Annotated in this window: 12 protein-coding genes; 7 read left to right on the forward strand and 5 right to left on the reverse strand. The window is 70.3% G+C overall.

The features are described from left to right. Positions 1–48 precede the first annotated feature (48 nt). Positions 49–375 carry a ferredoxin family 2Fe-2S iron-sulfur cluster binding protein gene (locus G537_RS0113285; protein ID WP_026870540.1) on the reverse strand — a complete coding sequence of 109 codons (327 nt, stop codon included), beginning with the start codon at positions 373–375 and terminating at the stop codon, positions 49–51. Between the two features lie 250 nt (positions 376–625). Between G537_RS0113285 and G537_RS0113290 the strand changes: the two genes are divergently transcribed. Then, entirely contained in the window at positions 626–2,113 is a 1,488-nt protein-coding gene (locus G537_RS0113290; protein WP_026870541.1) for a calcium-binding protein, read from the forward strand. Positions 2,114–2,229: 116 nt separating this feature from the next. On the opposite strand, the gene G537_RS0113295 is transcribed toward G537_RS0113290, so the two are convergent. Both G537_RS0113295 and G537_RS0113300 read right to left on the reverse strand, forming a co-directional pair. Next, the gene (locus G537_RS0113295) at positions 2,230–3,327 is read right to left on the reverse strand and encodes a cysteine desulfurase family protein (protein ID WP_245579016.1); all 1,098 of its coding nucleotides are present in this window, start codon (positions 3,325–3,327) and stop codon (positions 2,230–2,232) included. 11 nt (positions 3,328–3,338) lie between these two features. Beyond that, positions 3,339–3,806: an Rrf2 family transcriptional regulator gene (locus tag G537_RS0113300; protein ID WP_026870543.1), complete on the reverse strand. Its 468-nt coding sequence runs from the start codon at positions 3,804–3,806 to the stop codon at positions 3,339–3,341. A 401-nt stretch (positions 3,807–4,207) separates the two neighbouring features. On the opposite strand from G537_RS0113300, the gene G537_RS0113305 reads away from it, so the two are divergent. From G537_RS0113305 to ggt, 4 genes are all read left to right on the forward strand, one after another. Further along, entirely contained in the window at positions 4,208–4,870 is a 663-nt protein-coding gene (locus G537_RS0113305; protein WP_026870544.1) for an alpha/beta hydrolase, read from the forward strand. 36 nt (positions 4,871–4,906) lie between these two features. Next, positions 4,907–5,758, forward strand: a complete 852-nt coding sequence (locus G537_RS0113310) for a class I SAM-dependent methyltransferase (protein ID WP_026870545.1) — start codon at positions 4,907–4,909, stop codon at positions 5,756–5,758. Positions 5,759–5,848: 90 nt separating this feature from the next. Then, on the forward strand, positions 5,849–7,093 hold the full coding sequence (tyrS, locus tag G537_RS0113315) for a tyrosine--tRNA ligase (RefSeq protein ID WP_026870546.1): 1,245 nt from the start codon (positions 5,849–5,851) through the stop codon (positions 7,091–7,093). A 122-nt stretch (positions 7,094–7,215) separates the two neighbouring features. Continuing rightward, positions 7,216–8,985, forward strand: coding sequence for a gamma-glutamyltransferase (gene ggt / locus G537_RS0113320; RefSeq protein WP_034851633.1), 1,770 nt, complete (start codon positions 7,216–7,218; stop codon positions 8,983–8,985). Here ggt and G537_RS0113325 read toward each other — a convergent pair whose 3' ends face one another. Then, on the reverse strand, positions 8,986–12,198 hold the full coding sequence (locus tag G537_RS0113325; RefSeq protein ID WP_026870548.1) for a YhdP family protein: 3,213 nt from the start codon (positions 12,196–12,198) through the stop codon (positions 8,986–8,988). It lies immediately after the preceding gene. An 80-nt stretch (positions 12,199–12,278) separates the two neighbouring features. On the opposite strand from G537_RS0113325, the gene G537_RS37790 reads away from it, so the two are divergent. Then, positions 12,279–15,263, forward strand: a complete 2,985-nt coding sequence (locus tag G537_RS37790; protein WP_034851635.1) for a bifunctional [glutamine synthetase] adenylyltransferase/[glutamine synthetase]-adenylyl-L-tyrosine phosphorylase — start codon at positions 12,279–12,281, stop codon at positions 15,261–15,263. A gap of 35 nt (positions 15,264–15,298) precedes the next feature. After that, positions 15,299–15,769 (forward strand): peroxiredoxin, encoded by a 471-nt coding sequence (locus tag G537_RS0113335; protein WP_026870549.1) that lies wholly within the window; start codon positions 15,299–15,301, stop codon positions 15,767–15,769. A gap of 12 nt (positions 15,770–15,781) precedes the next feature. On the opposite strand, the gene G537_RS0113340 is transcribed toward G537_RS0113335, so the two are convergent. Next, positions 15,782–16,113, reverse strand: a 332-nt coding sequence (locus G537_RS0113340; RefSeq protein ID WP_026870550.1) for a transposase, incomplete at its 5' end; no start/stop codon positions are given.

A 16,113-nucleotide genomic window follows, 5' to 3' on the forward strand; every position in this document is an offset into this window, starting at 1 on the left:
CTCCGCTGGACCCCGGCATGCGGACCGCTCATGCCGGGGCCCCTTGTATCACATCATGTTGTTGGTGCCGGCGGGCAGCCGCACCGTCAGCCCGTCGAGCTCGTCGCTCATGATGATCTGGCAGCCGAGGCGCGAGGTCTTGGTCAGGCCCCAGGCGAGGTCGAGCATATCCTCCTCGTCCTCGCGCGCCGGCAGCAGCCGGTCGTACCATTCCGGCTCGACGATCACATGGCAGGTCGAACAGGCCAGCGAGCCCTCGCAGGCGCCTTCCAGATCGACGTCGTATTTGTGCGCGATCTCCATGATCGACAGCCCGGCCGGGGCGTCGATCTCGCGCCGGTTCCCGTCCGGCTCGATGAAGATGATCCTGGGCATTCCGGACCCGTGCTCCTGCTCGAAACGAGGTGTTCTACGCAAGCTCGAAAAAGGGGGCAATGGCGATGTCGATTCCCACGAGAAGCCGCCGGAACCACCGGCCGGAGGATGGCCTCGATATGGTCCCATTTGAAACAAATAGCGAATAGAAGGTCGAGGCATCCGGCCGCGACAATTGGCCTCCTAATACCGAGGTATGGGATCCTCAAGGCAGCACTCATTGAACCGCAGCATCACGGAGGGGGAAACGATGACCGACTATGTTGGCACCGATGGGAAGGACACCCTCGTCGGCGGCGCCGGAAACGACCGGTTCTTCGGCCGGGGCGGCGACGATACGCTGACGGGTGGCGGCGGCAACGACATCTTCGTCTTCGACGCGCGCGCGTTCGGCCAGGACACCATCACCGACTTCAACGACGGCGACAAGATCGACCTGTCGCCTCTTTACATCACCGATTTCGACACGCTGAAGCACTTCATGAAGCAGGACGGCGACGATGTCGTCATCACCTTCGGCTACGGCATGATGGAGGCCATTCCCCCAGATCCGCCATGGCCCAACAATGAGGTCATCCGTCTCAAGAACGTCTCGTTGGACAGCCTGAGCGCCGACGACTTCGTCTTCGACACCTCCACCACTCCGCGCTCTGTCAATGGCACGACGTTCGACGATGCCCTGTTCGGCGGCAACGGCAACGAATGGATCGACGGCGGCAACGGCAACGATGTTGTCTTCGGCGGTGGCGGCGACGACCGCATCTACCAGGGTGTCCGGGTCGACGGCGGCGCCGGGGTCGATACCGTCATCCTGGGCAACGATTTCGTTCACTGGGGTTTCTCGGCAGATCTCCAGTTCGGTGAATACACCAATGTCGAGAATGTCGACGGCACGAGCTACGACGACACCGTTCGAGGGGATCGTGGCAGCAACGTGTTGCGAGGGCTTGGCGACAACGATGCTCTCGCCGGCCGCGACGGCAACGATGTGCTCGACGGCGGCGAGGGCGCCGACAGCCTCGACGGCGGTGGCGGCACCGACCTCGCCAACTACTGGTTCTCCCCCACCCCGTATCGGCCGGCGGTCGGGGTCACCGTGGACCTCTCTACCGGCACAGGCCGCGGCGGCGATGCCCAAGGCGACACCTTGATCGGCATCGAGAATATCTATGGCAGCTCCGAGCGCGACCACCTCATCGGCGACGCCGGAGCCAACAGGATTGTCGGCTTCTCCGGCAATGATGTCCTCGAAGGCGGCAACGGCGACGACGTCCTGGACGGCCACGCTCACGCCGACATTATCGAGGGCGGCGACGGCAATGATACCCTCATCGGCGGCGTCGGTCATGACCGGCTGGTCGGCGGCGCCGGGAAAGACGCCATGCGCGGCGGCGATGGCATCGACCATTTCGTCTATCGCTCGGTCGACGACAGCTATGACCCGGTTGGTGACAGCCTGGCCGCCGGCGCCAATGCCGACCGGATCGCCGACTTCAGCCAAACCCAACGGGACAAGATCGACCTGTCGGCGATCGACGCCGACGCCGGAGCATCGGGCAATCAGACTTTCACCTTCATCGGCTCCGGCTCGTACACCCACCATGCCGGCGAACTGCGCTTCGCCATCAGCAACGGCCAGACCACCGTCGCCGGCGACGTCGACGGCGACGGCACGTCCGACTTCCACATCATCCTGACCGGCGCCATCACCCTGCAGGCGACGGACTTCGTGCTGTAGGGGAGAAGGACCGGCCGGCATTCGCGGCGATCCAGGCGTCTGAGATGCTGGACGGGCGAGCCCGCTCAGGGTTCACCAGGAGGGGGATGCCTCACATCGTTGGTGGCCCAGAATTCTCAGGCCACCGCGCGTCCGCGCTTCCGCTCGGCCAGCGCGATCCAGGCGGCGACGCAGCGGTCGACCGCCGCGGCGTCGGTCGTCGGCCCCAGGCTGATCCGGATCGCGCTTTCGGCCAGCTCGGCCGGCAGGCCCATCGCCTCCAGCACGTGGCTGCGCCGGACCTTGCCCGAGCTGCAGGCCGAGCCGGCGCTGACCGCGATCCCGGCGAGGTCGAGCGCCGCGACCTGGGTCTCGGCGGTGACGCCGGGCATGGCGACGCAGCTGGTGTTGGCGACGCGCGGCGCGGCGGCGCCGATTACGACGGCCCCGGCGTCGACAAGCCGCGCCTCCAACCCATCGCGCAGCGCCGCGATCCGCGGCTGGTCGGCGCGGTCGGCCACCACGGCGGCCGCGGCGCCGAAGCCGGCGATGCCGGCGACGTTCTCGGTCCCGGCGCGGCGCCGCCCCTCCTGCGCCCCACCACGCAGCAGCGGCGCCAGCGGCAGCCCGTCGCGCAGGACCAGGACGCCGATGCCCTGCGGCCCGCCCAGCTTGTGGGCGGAGAGGCTGAGCGTATCGACATCGACCCCGACCGAGGGCAGCGCAATCCGCCCGGCAGCCTGGACCGCGTCGCAATGCACCAGCGCGCCGTGGCGGCGGGCGATGGCCGCGGCCTCGGCCACCGGCTGGATCACGCCGGTCTCGTTGTTCACCGCCATGACCGAGACGACCGCGGGCTCGGCACCGGCCGCCAGCAGGCGGTCGAGCGCGTCGAGGTCGACCCGGCCGGCGCCGTCGACCGGGATGCGCTCCGTGGCCCAGGCCAGGGCGCTGTCATGCTCGATGGCGGAGGCCAGGACGCGGCGGCGGCCGAGCCCGGTCAGCGCCAGGGCGTTGGCCTCGGTGGCGCCGCCAGTGAAGACGATCTGGGCCGGCGCGACGCCGGCCAGGGCCGCGACCCGGGCGCGGCCGGCCTCGACCAGGCGCCGGGCCTCGCGGCCGAAGCGGTGCACGGAGGACGGATTGCCAACGATCCCGAGCGCCGCGAGCATGGCGTCGCGCGCCTCCGGCAGCAGCGGCGCGGTGGCGTTGTGGTCGAGATAGACGGGGGTCACGGCCCCTCCCCTCATTCGGCGGCGACGGTCACGCCCTGCCCGGAGGGGAACAGATGGCTGGAGCCGAGCACCCGGCGGTTGACCACGTCCTCGACCGTGACCGAGGACAGGTAGAGATGGATCTGGTTGCCCAGCTCCTCCCACAGGTCGTGGGTCAGGCAGCGGCTCTTGTCGCTGTGGCAGCCGAGCGGGCTGTGCTTCTCGCAGCGGGTCGCCTGGATCGGCTCGTCCACCGCGAAGATGATGTCCGAGATCCGCACCGTGCCGCAGGGTCGGGCCATGAGATAGCCGCCGCCGGGCCCGCGCACGCTGCGGACCAGGCCGCCGCGGCGCAGCTTGGCGAAGAGCTGCTCCAGATACGGGAGGGAGATTTCCTGGCGGAGGGCGATGTCGGCGAGCGCCACCGGGCCTTCGGCTCCGTGCCGCGCCAGGTCGACCATCGCCATGACGGCGTAGCGTCCCTTGGTGCTCAAACGCATCTTCTGCGCCCCCAACGGCCCGGCCTGCCCGCCGGACCGGAATTGCAACTGCTGCCCGCACCGCGGACCGGATGCCGGACAGATCCGGCGGCCGGACCTGCGGCGCCATACGCGATCCTCACCCTTGCCCGACCGGCGTGCCTCGATCATCGCGAAGACGCTTGAACACGAAGCCCGTCCCGATGCTATACGAACATTTCGCGTGGATCGTGTGGACGGCGGTGGCCGGCACGGTCCGCGCCATGGCAGGGTGAGTGACCGCTCAAGAGTGACCGCTTAGATATAGATATCCGAGTGTCATGGTCAAGAAAGCCGCCCCCACGCGCCGCCCGTCGGCATCGCCGGATGCGGTGCCGATGATCTGGCCCGCCCCGTCGCAACTTCGAGGAGCTTAACGGCCGATGCCGGATGTCATCTTCAACGGATCCGAGGGACGCCTCGAAGGCCGTTACACCCCGAGCAAGCGCACCAACGCGCCGATCGCGCTCCTCCTGCACCCGGACCCGCTTGGCGGCGGGACGATGTTCAACAAGGTGGTGCACACGCTGTACCAGGCCTTCAAGAAGCACGAATTCACCGTGCTGCGCTTCAACTTCCGCGGCGTCGGCCGCAGCCAGGGCGTGCACGACCGCGGCGAGGGCGAGCTGTCCGACGCCGCCTCGGCGCTGGACTGGCTACAGGCGCTGAACCCGAACGCCGAGGCCTGCTGGGTCGGCGGCTTCTCCTTCGGCGCCTGGATCGGCATGCAGCTGCTGATGCGCCGACCGGAGATCGACGGCTTCATCTCGGTGTCGCCGCCGGCCAACAAATACGACTTCACCTTCCTGGCGCCCTGCCCGTCCTCCGGCCTGATCATCCAGGGCGACAAGGACGACCTCGTACCGCATGACTCGGTGCAGAAGCTGGTCAACAAGCTGTCGCAGCAGAAGGACATCAAGATCGACTACCGGCTGATCCCGGGGGCGAACCACTACTTCACGCTGCACAACGACCAGCTGCTGGCCCATATGGACGACTATCTGAGCAAGATGGTGAAACTGTCGCCGCAGCAGCCCGCGGACTGACCGCGCGGCCTCGCGGCCGGACCAGGGGAGGACGCGATGGCGACGACCGGACCCGAGACGCCGAACGCCGACCAGATCGCCTATTGGAACGAGGCCGTCGGGCCGACCTGGGTGGAACTGCAGGAGCCGCTCGACCGCCTGACCGCCCCGATCGGCCGGCACGCGATCGAGACGCTGGCGCCGCGGCCGGGCGAGCATCTGCTCGATATCGGCTGCGGCTGCGGCGGCAGCACGCTGGAGCTGGCGCGGCGCGTCGGCCCGGACGGCGCCGTCCTCGGCGTCGACGTCTCGGCGCCGATGCTGGAGGTCGCGCGGCGCCGTGCGGCCGAGGCCGGCCTGGCCAATGCCCGTTTCCGCGAGGCGGATGCGCAGACCGCCGATTTCGAGCCCGGCCGCTTCGACGGGCTGTTCTCCCGCTTCGGCGTGATGTTCTTCGCCGATCCGGCCGCGGCCTTCGCCAATCTGCGCGGCGCGCTCAAGCCCGGCGGCCGGCTCGCCTTCGTCTGCTGGCGCCCGCTCGCCGAGAACACTTGGGCGACCGTGCCGCTGCAGGCGGGGCTGCCCTACCTGCCGGCGCCGGAACCGCCGGCTCCGGGCGCGCCGGGTCCGTTCGCCCTCGCCGATGCCGACCGGATCCGCGACATCCTTGGACGCGCCGGCTTCGGGCGGATCGAGGTCAAGCCGCTCGACACCAAGACCGGGGTCGGCGGTCTCGAGGAGACGCTGGCCCTGACGCTTCGCAGCGGCCCGCTCGGCGCCCTGCTGCGCCAGAACCCCGACAAGCGGGAGGTCGTCGCCCCGGCCGTCCGCAAGGCGCTGGCGCCTTACGAGACGGCGGCAGGCGTGCAGTTCGATGCCGCCACCTGGATCGTCACCGCCGCGGCGTGATCCGCCGGCGCATGGGAGGTTCGATTTGAGGCCGGGGCGGCCGGCATGCTACAGCCCTGCTCCCGACCTTTGATCGACGTTCGACCGACCATGACCGGATTCCGCTCCGACTTCCTGCGCACCCTCGAGGCGCGCGGCTTCATCCATCAGGTGACGGATGCCGAGGGCCTGGACGCCCTGGCGGCCAAGGGACCGGTCACGGCCTATATCGGCTACGACGCCACGGCGGACAGCCTGCATGTCGGGCATCTGGTGCAGATCATGATGCTGCGCTGGCTGCAGAAGACCGGCGGTCGGCCGATCGCGCTGATGGGCGGCGGCACCACCAAGATCGGCGACCCGTCCTTCCGCGACGACCAGCGGCCGCTGCTCGACGACGCCACGATCGCGGCCAACATCGCCTCGATCCGCCGGGTGTTCGCGCGCTTCCTCGATTTCGAGCGCGGCGCGATCATGGCCAACAACGCCGACTGGCTGGACGGCCTGGCCTACATCCCGTTCCTGCGCGAGATCGGGCGGCACTTCACCATCAACCGCATGCTGACCTTCGATTCGGTGAAGCTGCGGCTGGACCGCGAGCAGCCGCTGACCTTCCTCGAATTCAACTACATGATCCTGCAGGGCTACGACTTCCTGGAGCTGTCGCGGCGCTACGACTGCGTGCTGCAGATGGGCGGCTCGGACCAGTGGGGCAACATCGTCAACGGCATCGACCTGGCGCGCCGCATCGCCGGGCGCGAGCTGTACGGCCTGACCTCGCCGCTGCTCACCACCGCCTCCGGCGCCAAGATGGGCAAGACCGCGGCCGGCGCCGTCTGGCTGAACGAGGACAGGCTGCCGGTCTACGACTACTGGCAGTACTGGCGGAACACCGAGGACGCAGATGTCGGCCGCTTCCTCAAGCTGTTCACCGAGCTGCCGCTGGACGAAATCGAGCGGCTGGCGGCGCTGGGCGGAGCCGAGATCAACGAGGCCAAGAAGATCCTGGCGACCGAGGCGACCGCGCTGGTGCATGGCCGCGACAAGGCCGAGGCGGCGGCCGAGACCGCCCGCCAGGCCTTCGAGCAGGGCGTGTCGGCCGAGGGGCTGCCGTCGATCGAGGTGCCGCGGGCCGAGCTGGCGGCCGGCATCCAGGCCTTCCGGCTGTTCGCCCGGGCCGGCCTCGCCACCTCGAACGGCGAGGCCCGGCGGCTGATCCAGGGCGGCGGCGGCCGCGTCAACGACGTCGCCATCGCCGATCCGGAGCAGCCGGTCGGCGACCGCGACATCGGCGCCGACGGCGTGATCAAGCTCTCCGCGGGCCGCAAGAAGCACGTGCTGGTGCGGCCTGCCTGAGGATGGATCCCTCGCAATGGTGGCAAAGTGCCACCATTGCGAGGGATCACAGCTCCGGGCAGCATGACCTCCTCTCGCCCGCGCCGCGAAGACCGCGCGGCCAGTCAGACAGGAGGGGCATGATGATCCGGCATGCATGGGCATGGTTGGCAGTGGCGGCCTGCGCGCTGGGCGCGACCGGGGCACAGGCCGCGTCGCCGCCCGCGGTCGAGGCGCCGGACGGCATGGTGGTATCGTCCCAGCACCTCGCCTCCGACGCCGGGGCCGAGATCCTGCGGGCCGGCGGCAATGCGGTCGACGCCGCCGTCGCCGTCGGCTACGCCCAGGCGGTGACCAACCCCTGCTGCGCCAATATCGGCGGCGGCGGCTTCATGGTCATCCACCTGGCCAAGGAGAAGCGCGACACCTTCCTGAACTTCCGCGAGACCGCGCCGGCCGCCGCGACCAGGACGATGTATCTCGACGCCGAGGGCAACCCGATCAAGGGCGCCAGCCTGTACGGCTATCTCGCGGTCGGCGTGCCCGGCAGCGTGCTGGGCCTCGACACCGCGCTGCAGCGCTACGGCACCCTGCCGCGCGAGCAGGTGATGGCGCCCGCGATCCGGCTGGCCCGCGAGGGCTTCGTCCTGACCCGCGGCGACACCGATATCCTCGACGCCGGCGCCGCCCTGCTGAAGAAGGACCCGGTGGCGTCTAAGATCTTCTTCCGCCCCGACGGCTCGGCGCTGCAGCCGGGCGACCGGCTGGTGCAGGCGGACCTGGCCGACACCCTCGAAGCCATCGCCAAGAGCGGGCCGGACGCGTTCTACAAGGGCCCGGTCGCGCAGAAGGTCGCGGCGGCGATGGAGGCCAATGGCGGCATCATGACCGCCCGGGACTTCGCCGACTACACCGTGACCGAGACGGATCCCGTCACCTGCAGCTATCGCGGCTACGTCTTCGTGTCCTCGCCGCCACCCTCCTCCGGCGGCACGACGATGTGCGAGATCCTGAACATCCTCGAGGGCTACGACCTGAATGCGCTGGGCTGGCATTCGGCCGCAGGCGTCCATCTGATGGTCGAGGCGATGCGCCACGCCTATATGGACCGCAACACCTATCTCGGCGACCCGGCCTTCGTGAAGAACCCGCTCGACCGGCTGCTGAGCAAGGAGTACGCGGCCCAGATCCGGTCGAAGATCCTGCCCGACAAGGCGACACCGTCGAAGGAGGTGCAGCCGGGCGTGCCGCCCCACGAGAAGCCGGAGACGACGCACTACTCCGTGGTCGACAAGGACGGCAACGCGGTCTCGGTCACCTACACCATCAACGGGCTGTTCGGCGCCGGGGTGATCGCGCCCGGCACCGGCTTCCTGCTGAACGACGAGATGGACGACTTCACGGCCAAGCCCGGCGTGCCGAACCTGTTCGGCCTGGTGCAGGGCGAGGCCAATGCCATCGCGCCCGGCAAGCGGCCGCTGTCCTCGATGGCGCCGACGCTGGTGACCAGGGACGGCGAGGTCGTGCTGGTGCTGGGCAGCCCCGGCGGGGCGCGCATTATCACCATCACGCTGCAGGCGGCTCTCAACATGATCGATTTCGGCATGCAGCCGCAGGAGGCGGTGGATGCGCCGCGCATCCACCACCAGTGGCTGCCGGACGAGATCTTCGCGGAGCCCCGCGCTCTGTCGCCCGACACGGTGAAGCTGCTGGAGCAGATGGGCCACAAGGTGACGGTGCAGTCGCCCTGGGGCGCGGCCGAGCTGATCGCGCTGCAGCCCTCGGCTGCCGCGGCGGGATCCGGCGTCGCCTCCTCCGGCAATGACCGCGCCTTCGGTGGCAAGATGCGGCCCGGCTTCGTCTACGGCGCCAACGACAACCGCCGCCCGGCCGGGCTGGCGGTGGGCGAGTAGCTATCGGCCGCCGCTGCGCTCGCGCGGCGGTTGCTGCGGCCGCGGCTGCGCCGGCGGCCGCGGCGCGGCGCCGTCCGCCGAGGGCGTCTCCTCGAAGAACAGCCGGCGCAGGAAGCCCGGCGCCAGCACCGACAGCGGATTGACCGAGACCGAGGGGTCGGCGAAGGAGCCGCGGATCGTGTAGGTGAAGGCGAACAGCCCACCGCCCTCGCCGCCGGTGAGGATGTCGCCGATCAGCGGGATCGAGCTGATCACGCTGTTGATGTGGTAGATCGGCACGATGGTGCCGGCGAGGTCGATGGTCTCGGCCCTGAGGTCGATCACGCCGTCGAATGCCAGCCCCAGGTCGCCGCCGGCCCCCCGCCCCTGCTTCAGCGTGATCCGCCGCTGCGCCGCGGCGTAGGTGAAGTCGGCGTCGAGCCGGTTGAAGGTCAGCCCGCTGGTGCCGAACAGGTCCTGCAGGCCGGAGGGCGAGGTGGCGGCCAGCAGCCGCGCCATGCCCGGCGCCTCGCGCAGCACGAAGCCGCGGGCGTCCACCCGGCCGTCGATCGCGCCGGTGACGCCGTTCCGGGTGCCGGTGGCCAGCAGGCTGCCGCCAGTGATGTTCTCGGCGATGTCGAGCACGCGCAGGGCTTCGCCCGCATCCTCGCTGCGCAGGGTCAGGATCTGCCGGTCCGGCTGCCCCTGCTGCGGCGTCAGCCGCAGGTCGATCGGCCGCCCGCCCGGCAGCTGCGCCGCCAGGGTCACGTCCTGCAGGTTGGTGGTGCGGCCGATCGCCCGGCCGTGCACCGAGCGCAGCGACCGGTTGTCCCCGAAGGACAGTTCCGCGACGTCGAAGGTGGCGTCGATCCGCGGGCCCGGCGCCGGGTCGGTCGCCGATCTATCGGACGACGCGCCCCCCTGCCCCGCGGCGGTGCGCCGCTGTCCCAGGATGCCCGAGACGTCGAGATGCGTGCCGCTGAGCGCCAGGCGATAATGGTCCGGCCCCAGCACCTCGACCTGGCCCTTCACGTCGTTCGGACCCTGCCGGAACGAGGCGATGGAGAGCTGGGCCAGCGATCCGTCGCGGGCGAAGTCGGCGCTGCCGGAAGCGGTGATGTCGCCGCCCGAGACGCTGAACTGCGAGACCTTGGTGACGCGGTCGCCGGCCAGGGCCAGGCTGACCGTCGCATTCGCCCTGCCGCCCGGCGGCTTGACCCAGCCGATCGGGTCGATGGCGAGCCGGGTGTCGGTGAGGTCGAGCTTGGCGTCGAGCGTCGCCGCCCCGCCGGAGCGTCTGGCGTAGTCGAGATCGGCGCCGATGGTGCCGCCGACCGGCTCGAATTCGGGCAGGCGCAGCGCCGCCCGCGCCTCCGCGTTCAAGGTCGCCTGGGCCGACACCCTGGTCTCGATCGCCGAGTCATCGAAGGCTTCGCGCCAGGAGAAGGTGAGCGGCACGGCGTTCACCTGCCCCTTGCCCTGCAGCGTCATGCCGGATTTGTCGAGCGTCAGCCTGGCGTCGGTGCCGGTCAGGTCGTAGCCCGGCTTGGCGGCGGCGATGCCGACATTGCTGAGCTGGCCCTCCACGGCCATGCGGACCGCCTCGAACGGCAGGTCGGCCAGCAGCGAGAAGCCGAAGTGCAGCCGCGCCGACGCCCGACCGGACATGCGGTCGGGCACGAGGTCCATCTTCCGGGCGTAGCCGAGCCGCGGCACGTCGAGCACCGACATGATCGCCTTCACCGGCCCTTCGACCCGGGCGTCGATATCGATCACCTGGTCGCGCAGGTCGAGGCCGGTGATGGTGATCTCGGAAGGCTGTACCTCGACATCCTGCAGCCGCCCGCCGGCCGTGGCGATGCGCATGGTCGACTGGTTGAAGCTGGCCGCGGCGTTGAGGCCGGTGATCGGCGGCAGCCCGTCGAAATAGTGCACCGTCATGTCGCGCGCCTGGATCGTGCCGTCGGCCGACACCAGGGTCACCGCCTCAGGATCTGAGATGGGCGCCCGCGCATGCAGGCTGAACTCGGTGCGGTCGATCACGCCGTCGCGGAGATTGGTGGTGATCCAGGCGCGGGCGCCGCTGGGCAGGCCGGGGGGCCACAGGCTGTCCAGCAGATCGACCGGCACGCCGGCGACGGTTCCGGCCGTCACCAGCTCGATGGTGTCGCCGACCGCGTCGACCTGGCCGGACAGGGAGATCTTCGGCCCGCCGAAATCGATGCTGAAATCATCGAGCGTCAGCCGCCGCTTCGGCAGGTCGACCGTGCCCGACAGGCTGGTCCGGGCGACGCTGAACGGCGCGGTCCACAGCGGCGGCAGCCGGAGCGTCGTGTTGATGCTGGTCAGCGAGAACCGGCCGCCCGTCGGCTGGAAGCGGGAGTCGAAATCGGCTTCGACCCGGCCGGACACCGGGCTTTCGATCGCCTCCAGCGGCGCCAGAACCGGCGAGATCCGGGTCAGGGCCGCCGGAACCACATTGGCGAAGGTCACGGTCGCCCGGCCGCTGCGGCTGGCCCGCAGATAGTGGATCTCGGCGCCGAACTGCGCCGTGCCGCCACCGGAGACGACGGCGAGCGATGCCCGGCCGTCGACGCCGGTCGGGGTGCGGCGAAGGTCGGCCGAGGCCTTGGGCGCGAGCCAGCTTCGCCCCAGCAGGCGGTCGTCGATGCGGACGCTGCCGTCGACCAGGGTGAGGCGGGTGAGCGAGGCGATCGGGCTGTCCTCGCTGCCGATCCGGGCGTCCAGCGCGGCCAGCAGGTCCTTGACCACGTCGCGGGTCGGCGCCCCTTCGGCCGGGGTCGAGGCTCCACCCTCCCCGCTCTCGCTCGCCTCCAGGCCGAAGCTGAACTCGCCCGCCTCGGTCCGGGTCACCCGCAGATGCGGCCGGATCAGGTCGATCCGCGACGGCGCCACCACCCCGCGCAGCAGCTTCGGCATGCTGACATTGGCCGAGCTCTCCGGAACGATCGCGATCAGCGCCCCGTCCTTCTGCCGCACCCGCACGTTGCGCGCGGCCAGCACCACCGGCCGGTCGAACCCCTCCCAGCGCAGGGCGAGCGCGCCGATCTCGACCGAGGCCTCGTTGTCGGAGATCGCCTGCTCGACATAGGGGGTGAGGAAATCGATCTCCATCGGCCCGGAGGAAAGCCGCCAAGCCAGCACGACGGCGGCAAGGGCGACGCCGGCGACCGCCAGCCCGACGATCTCGGCCAGGATCTTCAGCGCCCTCATCCCGAACGTTTCACCCTCGCTTGACCCGTCCCCACGGGACTCCGATGCTGCGCCCGCACCTTAGGCACATGGACAGCGCGATGCCACGTTCCGAAGCCAATCAGACAGAAGCCGTCTGGCCCCGCGCGGGCGATCCCGACCGTGCCCGGCGCGGAGTCGAACGGTGGCTTGAACGCGCGACCGAGCAATCCGATCCCGGGCTTCGCGATTTCATCGCGGCGCTGCCCGACGACCTGCAGGGACGCGCCCTGCTCGACGCCGTGTTCGGCGGCAGCCCCTATCTGACCGAGCTGGCGCTGCGGACCCCGGCGACCGTCCGGCGCTTCCTCGCCGAAGGCCCCGACGCCGCCGTCGCGGCGGAGCTGGCGGCCCTGCGCGCCGACACCGCGGCCGAGGCCGACACCACCCGGCTGATGCAGGCCTTCCGCCTGGCCAAGCGGCGCGTCGCCCTCCTGATCGCGCTGGCCGATATCGGCGGGCTGTGGCCGCTGGAGCGGGTGACCGGCGCCCTTTCCGACCTCGCCGAGACGACCCTCGATCTCGCCACCGCCCATCTCCTGGCCCGCGCCGCGGCGCGCGGCCTCCTGCGGCCCGAGGCCGTGGCGGCGCCGGATGCGTCCGGGCTGATCGTGCTGGGCATGGGCAAGCTGGGCGCGCGCGAGCTCAACTACTCCAGCGACGTCGACCTGATCATCTTCTACGACGCCGACAAGGTGCCGACCGACCGGCCGGACGACCTCGGCCAGACCTTCACCCGGATGGCCCGCGACCTGGTGCGGATCATGGAGGAGCGGACGGTCGACGGCTATGTCTTCCGCACCGATCTGCGGCTGCGGCCGGACCCCGGCGCGACGCCGCCCGCCGTGTCGCTGGCGGCGGCCGAGAGCTACTACACCAGCCTGGCACAGAGCTGGGAGCGCGCGGCGATGATCAAGGCGCGGCCGGTGGCGGGCGACCGCGCCGCCGGCGACGCCTTCCTCGACTTCCTGACGCCCTTCATCTGGCGCCGCAACCTGGACTTCGCGGCGATCCAGGACATCCACGCGATCAAGCGGCAGATCCATCATCATCACGGCCATGGCACGGTCGCGATCGAGGGCCACGACCTGAAGCTCGGCCGCGGCGGCATCCGCGAGATCGAGTTCTTCGTGCAGATGCAGCAGCTGATCTTCGGCGGCCGCGAGCCGAAGCTGCGCCTGCGCGGCACCGTCGCCGGGCTGGACGCGCTGGCCGAGGCCGGCCGGGTCGACCGCGGCACCGCCGTCAGCCTGGCCGAATGCTACCGCTTCCTGCGCCGGGTCGAGCACCGCATCCAGATGCTGGAGGACCATCAGACCCACGCGCTGCCGGAGGATCCGCGGGAGGTCGACGCACTGGGCCGCTTCCTCGGCTTCCCGGACCCGGCCTCGTTCCGCGCCACGCTGACCGACACGCTGCGGCTGGTCGAAGGCCGCTACGCCGAGCTGTTCCAGGAGGACCGACCGCCGGAGGGCAGCATCACCCTGGTCTTCGCCGGCGTCGACGACCATCCCGGCACGGTCGAGACGCTGCAGCGTCTGGGCTTCGCCCGCCCGTCCGAGGCGATCGGCGTAGTCCGCGGCTGGCTGCACGGCCGCTACCGGGCCCTGCGCAGCGAACGGGCGCGCAGCCTGATCACCGGGCTGGTGCCGCGGCTGCTGTCGATCGTCGGCGGCACCGCCGACCCGGACGCGACGCTGCAGCGGCTGGACGGGTTCCTGGCCCGGCTGCCGGCGGGCGTCCAGCTCTTCTCCTTGTTTAACGTCAACCCCGATCTCCTTGATCTGCTTATCGATATACTCGGATTCGGCGGCCGGATCGCGGATTATCTGACGGCCCATGCCGGCCAGCTCGAAGCGGTGCTGGCGCCGGGCTTCTTCAGCACCCTGCCGGGGCGTGAGCGGCTGCAGGAGCGGCTGGCGGCGGAGCTGGCGACCGCGCGGGACTTCGAGGACACGCTCGATCTGCTGCGGCGCTGGACCAACGACCAGCGTTTCCGCGCCGCGGTGCACATCCTGCGCCGGCTGTCGGAGACGCCGTCCTGCGCCACCTTCCTGTCCGACGTCACCGAGGTGGCGCTGCAGGCCCTGGTGCCCCGGGTGGAGGAGGAATTCGCGCGGCGGCACGGCCGCTTCCCGGAGGGCGGGCTGGCCCTGCTCGCCATGGGCAAGCTCGGCGGCCGCGAGATGACCATCCGCTCCGACCTCGATCTGATCATGATCCACGACGCCGGCGCCGATCAGATGTCGGATGGCGAGAAGCCGATCGGGCCGATGGTCTACTACACCCGGCTGATCCAGCGCCTGGTCTCGGCGATCACCGCGCCGACGGCGCAGGGCGCGCTGTTCGAGGTCGACATGCGGCTCCGGCCCTCCGGCAATGCCGGGCCGCTCGCGACCAGCCTGGAGGCCTTCCGTGCCTATCAGCACAGCGACGCCTGGACCTGGGAGCACATGGCCCTGACCCGGGCCCGGGTGATCCACGCGTCCGGGCCGCTGCGCGAGCGGATCGAGGCCGAGATCCGTGCCGTGCTGTGCCTGCCGCGCGATCCCGACAAGCTGCGGCGCGATATCGCCGAGATGCGCAGCCGGATGGCGCGCCAGCGCGACACTGCCGACATCTGGAACATCAAGCACTTCCGCGGCGGGCTGGTCAATGTCGAGTTCATCGCCCAGTACCTGCAGTTGCGGCACGCCGCCGATCACCCGCAGATCCTGCACCAGGCCACGGCCGAAGTGCTGCGCCGGGCCGCCGCCGCCGGCCTGCTGCCTGCGGCGGAGGCGGACTCACTGCTGCGGGCGCTGGCGACCTGGCAGCGAGTGCAGGCCTTCCTGCGCTTCGCCGTCGAAGACCGGTTCGACCCGGCAGAGGCTTCCGACGCGATGATCCGCGGCCTGCTCCGCGCCGTCGGCGAGGATGCCGCCGCCCCGCCGGACGACCTCGACGCCGCCGCGGCCGGGATGCGGCGGCAGGCGGCCGAAGTCATGGCGGTGTTCGACCGGCTGATCGGGTCGCCGCCCCTTGCCCCCGAGGCCGCGGCGTCTTAGGCAGAACGCAGAGAACCGCGCGTGGAGAGACCCGAATGACCGTCGAGATCGGCAAGCCCGCCCCGGATTTCACCCTGCCCAAGGCCGGCGGCGGGACCGTCTCGCTGTCGGCCCTGCGGGGCCGGAAGGTGATCGTCTACTTCTATCCGAAGGCCGACACCTCCGGCTGCACCAAGGAGGCCTGCGGCTTCAACGACGCGCTGCCGGAATTCGAGCACGTCGACGCCACGGTGATCGGCATCTCCAAGGACCCGGTGCCGGCGCTGGAGCGTTTCGCCGCGAAATACGGCCTCACCTTCACCCTGGCCTCGGCCAAGGACGACGACACGGTCGAGCGCTACGGCGCCTGGGTCGAGAAGTCGATGTACGGCCGGAAATACATGGGTATCGACCGCTCGACCGTGCTGGTCGACGAACAGGGCATCGTCCGCGGCCTGTGGCGCGGCGTCCGGGTGCCGGGCCATGTCGAGGCCGTGCTGGCCGCGACGCAGGGCCGGTCGAGCTAGAGCATTTTCCGATCAGTCGCGGTCATATCCGGCAGCAGTAAAGTAGTTCTGGCAATCGTCAGGTGTGAAGGCGTCGACGGCCAGTGCGATCGCCTGCCAGAGGTCGTCGACGGTCCTGGGGGCGAGCTTCTTGAGGAAGGCCTTGAGTTTGGAGAAGGCCATCTCGATCGGGTTGAAGTCTGGGCTATAGGCCGGCAGGAAGCGCAGCTTGGCGCCGGTGCCTTCGATGGCGCTGCGCACGGCAGCAGGTTTGTGGGCGGGCAGGTTGTCCATGACGACGATGTCGCCCGGGTTCAGCGTCGGGACCAGGACCTGCTCGACATAGGCCAGGAAGGCGGGGCCGT

This window comes from Inquilinus limosus DSM 16000 (assembly GCF_000423185.1).
GTDB lineage: Bacteria > Pseudomonadota > Alphaproteobacteria > DSM-16000 > Inquilinaceae > Inquilinus > Inquilinus limosus.